Raw genomic sequence first — 5,657 nt, forward strand, 5'->3', positions numbered from 1 at the left:
CTTGCTTTTTCTTTTGTCATTTTTTCTCCTAATTTTTTCTTATTATTTTATCTTAATTAGGAAGCTTTTAACTCTATTTTTTTTTGTCCATTTTCTTCAGTCCATTATAGACTATTTTTATACTTTGTTGTATAAATAAACAAATATTACCTTTATACTTACATAAAAAGTAAGGTAATAATTAGCTATTGATATGAGATATTTATATTGCTACAATATGGTTATGAAACCGCAAGTGAATCATACAGTAAGGCTATGATTCATTATTTTTCTATACTGATTGATAGATTACTTATTATGAAAGAATTTCGTAAATTTTGATTGACAACTCAAATAAAAAGTGAAGAACAAATTAAACAACAAAATAAAGAATATAAAACTTTGTATCAATATAAAGCAAGTATTGATAAGCATTATGATACAGTACATGCCCAATACGATAAATTGGTGAAGGTCAAGGAGAAACTGGAGAATGAACATGAAGAAAAAAAGCAGAAGATGATAGATATTCACTCCTCAGATACTTATGATAGTAAAAAAGGGGGAATCTTAAAACATAAAGAAAAGAAGATTGAGAAATTAACTCCTGTTGTGATAAAAGCTAAAGAACTTAAAGCTGAAGTATACAAGAAAATGACAGTTATAGAAGAATATCACAAAAGAGAGGCAGAATCATGGAGTGAACTTGAGGATATAGCTAATAATTGCCAATACACATATCCTGATAAACATAAAATGCTGAAGATAGTTGCTAGCTTGGGTAGGAATCAAGAGGTAGCTATTACTGGCAATGGAATAGTGCATGATACACTCATTCGTAGAAAATTTATAAACTTGGCTAAAAATGGGAAGGATAAAGCAATGAGCAAAAAAGCCCAATATCAAGTAAAAGTAGTAACTTAATTTTCCTAGTTTAAGGATAAGTAGACTAATATTTTTAACAATATACAAATTAAAATTTTATGCAGATACACAATACCTACGTAGTTGCTATATTGTTTTTATTTTAGGTTGCTTTTAGTTTATTGTTTACTTATCCAAATAACAACCAATTTAAGAATAAGCAGTGTACTCTATACTTTATTATTATAATTTAGATTATAACGGTCTTGAGGTAAAATTTGATAAGGTTATTAAATTTTTACAGGAAGGTGATTTTAAATCAGCAGAAGTTAAAAAGCTGAAACCTACTGATTATTTCAGAGCTAGACTGGATATAACTAACCGAGTATTATTTAAACCTATAAGGCATAATAATCAATATTACTTACTTATTTTAGAAATAATTCGAAATCACGATTACAGTAAATCGAGATTTTTAAAAGGAGGGGCAATAATTGAAGAAGATGTAGAATTTAAGTCATTAGAAATAAATGACCTTGAATTATTGAATGGTAGCCCTACAAACACTTCGCCTGTTCGTTTGTTAAATAAATTTATTATCTTTGATAAACAGCAAGAAGATATATTACATTGTAATCTACCTTTGCTTATTATTGGTTCTGCTGGTAGTGGCAAAACCTCAGTAACTTTAGAAAAACTTAAGGAGCTTGAAGGCAGAATTCTCTATATAAGTTTATCTAGCTATCTTGTTCATAATTCACAAAAATTATATTTTTCGTGTAATTATAGTAATAGTAAACAGGATCTTGATTTTTTATCTTTTCGTGAGTTTTTGGAAACTATAGAAATTCCTAAAGGGAAACCAGTTAATGAAAATATATTTTTATCATGGTTCACCAAGCAAAAGGTTTCTGGATCCATAGGAGATGGGCGTAAGCTATTTGAAGAGTTTATAGGGGTAATAGCCGGTTCTTCTAACGAAAGAGCTTACTTAACCAAAGAAGAATACCTAAATTTAGGAATAAAACAATCGATCTTTTCTCAAGAACAACGACATGATATTTATGGACTCTTTCAAAAATATACTAAATTCTTAGAGCAAGAAAACTATTATGATAGTAATATTATTGCTTATAACTATCTTAATTTAGTGGAGGCTACTTATGATGCAATCTTTGTCGATGAGGTGCAAGATTTTACTAATAGCCAATTATCTTTAATATTAAAAAGTCTAAAAGATAATAGTCAATTTTTGTTATGTGGGGATGCTAATCAAATAGTCCATCCCAATTTCTTCTCTTGGTCTAAGCTAAAATCTTTTTTTTATAGTGATACAGACTTAAATACCACTAGTATCACCAGAATCCTTGTGGCAAATTATCGTAATAGCTTAGAAGTTACTGAATTGGCTAATCGGGTGCTACGCTTCAAGAATTATCGTTTTGGCTCAATCGATAAAGAGAGCCATTATCTTATAGACAGTACTTCTGAAAAACATGGTAGTGTTAGCTGTTTAGAAGCCACCCCAAATATTATCAAAGAGGTAAACGCCCGAACATCTAGATCAACAAGTTACGCTATTTTAGTATTATATGAGCATTGCAAGCAGAAAGTCAGGGAAGTTTTTAACACGCCTCTGATATTTACTGTCCAAGAAGCAAAGGGTTTAGAATATGAGAATATAATTCTTTATGACTTTATATCTTCTGAACAAACTTATGCTACTATTAGCAAGGATATGGATCGATCATTTCTTGATACAGATTTTAAATATTCTCGGACAAAAGAAAAAACAGATAAATCCCTAGAAATATACAAATTTTATATAAATTCTTTATATGTTGCAATTACTCGGTCTATTTGCAATGTTTATATGATAGAATCTAATCCAGCTCATAAGCTCTTGAGGCTGCTAGATATTAATCAAATTAAGGAAGTAACTATTGAAGCTAAAGAATCTTCTAGAGAAGAGTGGCAAAAAGAAGCAAGTAAGCTAATAACCCAAGGTAAAGAAGAGCAGGCTAAAGCCATTGAAGATAGTATATTGCAACATAAAGTAATTCCATGGGAAATTATTGATAATCAACAATTAACGCAATTACAGGATGTTGTATTAGTGAAAAAGACTGCTAATAAAAAGGATATAATTAAATTGCTAAATTATGCAATAATCTATTCTAATGTTAGGATAATAAAAAATCTACAAGATATCGGGGTAAAGGCTGCTAACAATCTTCCCAAATGTGTTGCTCTAATGCAGGATGAATATTTCGTTGATTATATTTATAAAAATACTAATAATATCTTACAAAAAGTTGATCAATTTGGTATTGATTACAGAAATGAATTCAATCTTACTCCTTTAATGTGTGCTGCATATATCGGTAAAAAGCCCCATATAGAAACATTAATTTCTTTAGGAGCATCAGTAGATTTAACTGATAATAATCGTCGTAACGCCTTTATGATTGCTATAGCTAGGGCAGTAAGTGATGTAAAATATTGTACCGGGCTATTCCCAGATATTTATGAATATTTAAAACCAGATGCCCTTATAGTCAAAATAAATAACAAACTAGTTAAGATTGAATCCTATAAATCTGAATATTTTTTGTTGTATCTTCTACTAACAAAAATAAGGAATATCACCTGTGTTCAGGATGATCAGCATATAGTATTTAGATCTGGTACTATTGGTGATATGCTGAAGAATATGCCAGAAAATATTGTACCTAAACAACGTAAAAGTGCTGAATATATAAGGAGTATACTTGCCCGCAATGAGGCAAATAGTAAGTATCCTTATAATAAGCATTTATTTACCAGAATAAAAATAGGAGTGTATAGTCTCAATAAGGAATTACAGATAAAACTTAATGATGATTGGCAAATGTTATATTGATATGAATAGCTGAAAGTTTGTAAAATGACAAAAGAGAATAAATCAAAATTAATTGTTACAGAGGAGGCAGAAGGAAATTCACTATAGAAGCTCGGCTACTGATGGTGCTGGAGTATATAAGGGAGTATAGACTTATTTCATGCCATATGCTAAAGATATATGGGTTTTACGACGTTTTTTAATAAAAAATTTAATGATTATTTATCCCCTAATTTGCTAATTTTGGATGAACTTGGTATTAAAAAACTACCAAATTATTCAGCTGATGATTTTTTTGAAATAATTGCCAAAAGATATGAAAAAGGCTCAGTGATAATAACTATTAATAAAACTTTTGAGAATTGGGAAAGAATTTTTGATAATAAAATTTTAGTTGATCCTATATAATATATCTCTTAGTAGCTCTATTAAAATGTAGTATAATGCAAATTAAGAGATGAATTTATTGTGATTTATACACCTTGTTACAACAATAATGTAAGAAGAAGTATTATCTAGGAAGCTTGTGTGATTCATAGACTGTTACAAGGTAATTGTCAGATGAAATTACGACTTGTATTTTTGTACTTAATATAAAATTAAACATTTTAGGCGTATATTTTCTAGGTTTGATAAAGCCCCAACCACCTTTTTAGTTTTTCTAAATTTCGTTGGAGTTTTAATATGGTTACGTTAAAAATTTTGTCAACAGAGCCTAGCCCGGATATTGCATGAAGGTAGCAAAATTCACCTATGAACCCCTTGTAATATAAGGGGTTCATAGGAATTATACAAAAATACAAATTGTATTTTTGAGTTTTATCAAATTTAATCTCGTAACCTTTATTACTCAAGGGATAGAAAGATTTACTGATAATTCATTATGCAATATCCAGGCTAGTAGTTCATAACGTTTATACCACTTACGCAAGGTAAAATAAAATACCATAATGTGTACATACCTTTCCTGCATGGTTCGACTACTTATATAGCTCAATCCAACCCAGACGAAGCTGAACTTTAGAATCCATTGCCTGTCATTATTTATATTCTTAATAGTTATATTGTTATTGTAATAATCTCTATAAATCAAAATTTTAGTAACTAGATAATACTTCCTCTTACATTATTGGGTTAAATTACAGAAACGGGGCAAAAGCGAACTAGGAGTAGGAATTGCTGTTAATTTCTTCTCTGTTATAGAAAAATATCCTGCAATAAGTTATCTTACTCAAATGCCTTATCCCTGCAGGATGATCATGTTTTACGCATTTATATTTTGGTATATCTAATCGTATAATAAGCATTATACGTTGCAAACAACCTTAAGTCATTGTTGGGTAGATCCATACATGAGTTAAGATAGTCTTCGCAAGAAGTAAAATTTTTGCCATCAACATTAATTTGATGAACAGTGGTGGTTTTACATAAGTTGCTATTAACATAAGCTATATGTGATTCATAGACCTTGTTACAAGGCAATTGTCATTTTAATTAGAGTTCTTTTGTCCTATCAACTTATGTGCATCAGGTCTTCCCGACTTCCGCAGTTTTTATTAAGAGGAAGTCCTACAAGCCTTAGTTTGTAAGGGTTATAGATTTTTAGGCACAACATTATTTGCTTATTTTAGATATATTTCTACAGCATCTGAGCGTTTAAGATTGCAGGTTTTATAAATCTTCCTCGCCTCATTTTTCATATTGCTTGGTAGCCTATACAAATCTCCTGTTGTTGTATGCCTTAAAATTGAAGATTGTACTCCCATTAATAACTCAACTATATTAGTTACACTGATTTTTTGGGTAAGTGCCACTTTATATTCTATTTGTGTAGCGACAACTATAATTACCGAAAAAGTTTTGAATGGTCTCCTCACTGAACGTTCTCCACTTATTTGGATAAAGACTCAATTTGCGATAGACTCAAGCCGGT

General features: G+C 30.0%; 3 protein-coding genes and 2 pseudogenes. 4 read left to right on the forward strand and 1 reads right to left on the reverse strand.

Going from position 1 to position 5,657, the window contains the following annotated elements; translation table 11 throughout:
* Positions 1-321: 321 nt before the first annotated feature.
* The 4 genes and pseudogenes from RiCNE_RS05560 to RiCNE_RS08070 form a co-directional block, all read left to right on the forward strand.
* Positions 322-903: a hypothetical protein gene (locus tag RiCNE_RS05560; protein WP_094649605.1), complete on the forward strand. Its 582-nt coding sequence runs from the start codon at positions 322-324 to the stop codon at positions 901-903.
* A gap of 163 nt (positions 904-1,066) precedes the next feature.
* Positions 1,067-3,745, forward strand: a complete 2,679-nt coding sequence (locus tag RiCNE_RS05565) for a UvrD-helicase domain-containing protein (protein WP_094649606.1) — start codon at positions 1,067-1,069, stop codon at positions 3,743-3,745.
* A 159-nt stretch (positions 3,746-3,904) separates the two neighbouring features.
* Positions 3,905-4,132, forward strand: a complete 228-nt coding sequence (locus RiCNE_RS05570; RefSeq protein ID WP_094649607.1) for an ATP-binding protein — start codon at positions 3,905-3,907, stop codon at positions 4,130-4,132.
* Positions 4,133-4,319: 187 nt separating this feature from the next.
* A pseudogene (locus tag RiCNE_RS08070) lies at positions 4,320-4,421 on the forward strand (IS5/IS1182 family transposase); the annotation flags it as partial.
* Positions 4,422-5,346: 925 nt separating this feature from the next.
* Here RiCNE_RS08070 and RiCNE_RS05575 read toward each other — a convergent pair.
* Positions 5,347-5,562, reverse strand: a pseudogene (locus RiCNE_RS05575) (IS1634 family transposase); the annotation flags it as partial.
* Between the last annotated feature and the right edge of the window lie 95 nt (positions 5,563-5,657).

The organism is Rickettsia endosymbiont of Culicoides newsteadi (genome assembly GCF_002259525.1).
Taxonomy (GTDB): Bacteria; Pseudomonadota; Alphaproteobacteria; order Rickettsiales; family Rickettsiaceae; genus Tisiphia.

Bases quoted from the DNA above. Each gene is read 5' to 3' on its own strand.
- RiCNE_RS05570 (WP_094649607.1), top strand. From the start codon at position 3,905: ATGGGTTTTACGACGTTTTTTAATAAAAAATTTAATGATTATTTATCC.